General features: G+C 75.1%; 2 protein-coding genes. Both read right to left on the bottom strand.

Annotated elements, in window-relative coordinates:
• Positions 1 to 542: 542 nt before the first annotated feature.
• Positions 543 to 2849: type I polyketide synthase (locus AOK22_RS36530; protein WP_244165258.1), on the bottom strand; the 2307-nt coding region annotated here is incomplete at its 3' end.
• A partial coding sequence (locus tag AOK22_RS36525) for an MFS transporter (RefSeq protein WP_157872403.1) occupies positions 2846 to 3349 on the bottom strand: 504 nt, incomplete at its 5' end. The genes AOK22_RS36525 and AOK22_RS36530, both read right to left, overlap by 4 nt.

Raw genomic sequence — 3349 nt, 5'->3', positions numbered from 1 at the left:
CCTCGGCTATCTCGCTGGTGTCGTAGCTGAGGTGCTTCGCGGTGACCTTGATGATGTGCTGCAGCACGTGCTCGACCGCTGCCTCGTCCTGTGCCACTTCGGCCTCATCCCTTGCCGGTTGTGCGAGCCGGGGAAGGTGGTTCTCCGGCCCGGTCCAGTAGTCCTTGTGCTGGAATCGGTAGCCGGGCAGGGGGATCCTGCGCCCCGCCCCGCCCATGAAGGTCCGCCAGTCGACGGGTGCCCCGGCCCGGTACAGGCCGGCCGCCGCGTCCCACAGCGGTGCGAGCCCCGCGCCGCGCCGCAGCGTCGGCAGCGCGGCCCGGTCCGGCAGCCGACGGCGCGCCAGACCGCTGAGCGTCGTGTGCGGGCCGATCTCCACCAGCGCGCCCACGCCGTCGTACGAGGTGCCCACCTCGCCCAGTACGTCGTCGAACCGGACCGGGTCACGCGCCTGGCGTACGCAGTACTCCGCGTCCGGCAGCCACCCGGCGGGCCGCGTGAGCCCGTCGAGGCCGCTGACGAACGGCACGTCGGACGGCCNNCTCGCGCAGCCCGTCGAGCACCGGATCCATGAGCGCCGTGTGGAAGGCGTGCCGTACGGGCAGTTCGCGCGCCGGGACGCCGCGCTCGGCCAGCAGCGCCGTCAGCCGGGCCACGGCGTCGGCCGGGCCGGCGAGGACCTGGCTCCGCTCGCCGTTGACGACCGCGAGCTCCACGCCGGGCACGGCGGCGGCGAACTCCTCCGCCTCGTGCGCCGCGACCGGCACCGCGACCATCGCGCCCGGCGCGCAGTGCCGTGCCATCAGCCGGCCGCGCTCGGCCGTCAGGCGCAGGCCGTCCTCGACGGACAGCACCCCGGCCGCGTGCAGGGCGCCGTACTCCCCCACGCTGTGCCCGGCCACCACGGCCGGCGCGATCCCGGACTCGCGCCACAGCGCGACGAGCGCGCACTGCAGCGCGAAGAGCGCGGGCTGCGCGACCTCGGTGGGCCACACCGGCTCCTCGCCCGCGGGGCCTTCCGTGCCTGCGGTGCCTACCGTGCCGTCCGTGCCTGCGGCTCCCGTGAACCCGGCGCCCGCGTACGTCTCGTCGAGCAGCGGGGCCAGGAGGCTGTCGCCGCCGGTGAGCGCGGCGAACTGCCGCTCGCAGGCGTCGAGGACCTCGCGTACGACGGGGAAGCGGGCGTGGAGCTCCCGGGCCGCGCCCCGGTGGAGGCTGCCCTGGCCGGTGAAGAGGAACGCCGCGTCGGCGCCGCCCGCCGCCGGTGTCCGGGGCCCGGCGAGCCAGTCGTCCAGGGCGCCGGTGAGCGCGGCCACGGTCTCGCCGCGCACCGCGATCCGGTGCCTGCGGTGGGCACGGCCGAGCGCCTGCGTCGTGACGAGGTCCGCGGGGTGCGTGCCGGGGTGGGCGCGCAGATGGTCGCGCAGGGCCGTGACGTTGTCGGCGAGCGCCGCCTCCGTGTGGCCCGCGACGAGCAGGACGCCCGGGGGCGGCGGTACGTCGGCGGGGCGGGGCGCCGGTTCGGGCGCCTGCTCCAGGACGACGTGGACGTTGGTGCCGCCGACGCCGAACGAGCTGACGCAGGCCCGGCGCGGCCCCTCCCCCGCCGGCCACGGGCGCGGCGAGTCGGGGATGTAGAAGGGGCTGGCCGCGAGGTCCAGGGCGGGGTTGGCCCGCCGGAAGTTGGCCATCGGCGGGATGATGCCGTGCCGCAGCACGAGGAGCGCCTTGACGACGCTCGCGATGCCCGAACACACGTCGAGGTGACCGATGTTGGCCTTCACCGAGCCGAGCGCGCAGTAGCCGGTGCGGTCGGTGTCGGCGCGGAACGCGGCGGTGGCGCCCGCGAACTCGATCGGGTCGCCCTTGAAGGTGCCGGTCCCGTGCGTCTCCAGATAGCCGATGCTGCCCGCGTCGACGCCCGCCCGCTCAAGAGCCCGCCGGATCGCGCCGCGCTGGCCGTCCGCGCTGGGCGCGCTGAACGCCTTCTTGTCGGAGCCGTCGTTGTTGGCGCCCCAGCCCCGGATGACGCCGTGGATGTGGTCACCGTCCGCGACGGCCCGCTCCAGGCTCTTGAGGACCAGGGCCACCACGCCGGTACCGCCGACCGTGCCGTCGGCGTCGGCGTCGAAGGGGCGCAGACAGCCGCTCTTGGAGAGGATCGAGCCCTTGACGTACTGGTAGCCGAGCACCTGTGGCACATGGACGGCGGTCGACCCGGCCACCGCGATGTCGCACTCGCCGGTGACGACGGACTGCGCGGCGAGGTGGACGGCGGTCAGCGAACTGGAGCACGCCGTCTGGACACCGATGGCCGGACCGGTCAGGCCGAGGCGGAACGCGGTGCGGGTGGCGGTGAAGTCGGTGAAGTTGCCGACGCTGACCTGGAGTCCGGCGACCCAGTCGGGGACGCCGGCCGGCAGGACGTTGTTCTGCAGATACGTCTGGAACGAGTAGAGGTGGTAGCCGGTGCTGGCGAAGACGCCGACCTCGCCCGCGCCGGAGCGGCCGGGCGCGCCCGCGTACCCGGCGTCCTCCAGCGCGTGGTGGACGCACTCCAGGAACAGCCGGTGCTGCGGATCGCTGATCCGCGCCTCGTGCGCGCTCATGCCGAAGAAGCCCGCGTCGAAGCCCGCGATGTCGTCGATGATCCCGCTGGCCCCGACGAAGTCGTCGGCGCGGTAGCGCTCTTCGGGCACTCCGGCGGCGGCGAGCTCCTCGTCGGTGAAGCGGCGGATGCGGTCGGCGCCGTCGTGGATCGTGCGCCAGAACTCCTCGGGGGTGTCCGCGCCGGGCAGCCGGAACGACATCCCGACGACGGCGACGGCGTCACGGGCGGCGGCGGTCATCGGGCCTCGCTCTCGCTCGGGCTCGTGCTGTGGCTGTGGGTGCTGGGGACGCCGGGTGCGGACCGGGCGGGCCCGGCGGGCGGCCCGGCCTCCGCGGACGGGTCGGCCTCATCCGGCGGCTCGGCCGTGTTCCGCCGCCCGTACCGCACGATCGCGACGAGCAGCCCCAGGCACACGACGATCGCCACGCCCTGGAACAGGCCCACGACCTGGAACGGGGAGAAGCGTTCGAGGAGCGCGCCGCTGAGCAGCATGCCGAGGCCGAAGCCGGTGTTCTCGACGGACGCGGTGAGGCCGAAGAGCCGACCGCGCTGCTCGTCGGGCGCCTCCTGGAGCCGGGTGACGTACGCGATCTCGGTGAGGCCGTCGGCCATGCCCGCCACCAGCGCGGCGGCGACCGCGACGCCGGTGGGCAGCCCCGCGAACACCACGATGAACGCGGCCGACATCACCACGGCGCCGATCGCGAAGGCCCGCTCCCCCGGCCCCTGCCGCCCGCC

The organism is Streptomyces silaceus (assembly GCF_001419745.1).
Lineage (GTDB): Bacteria > Actinomycetota > Actinomycetes > Streptomycetales > Streptomycetaceae > Streptomyces > Streptomyces silaceus.
The sequence above is the reverse complement of the archived record's forward strand: the minus strand, read 5'-3'. Positions and strand labels throughout refer to the sequence as shown.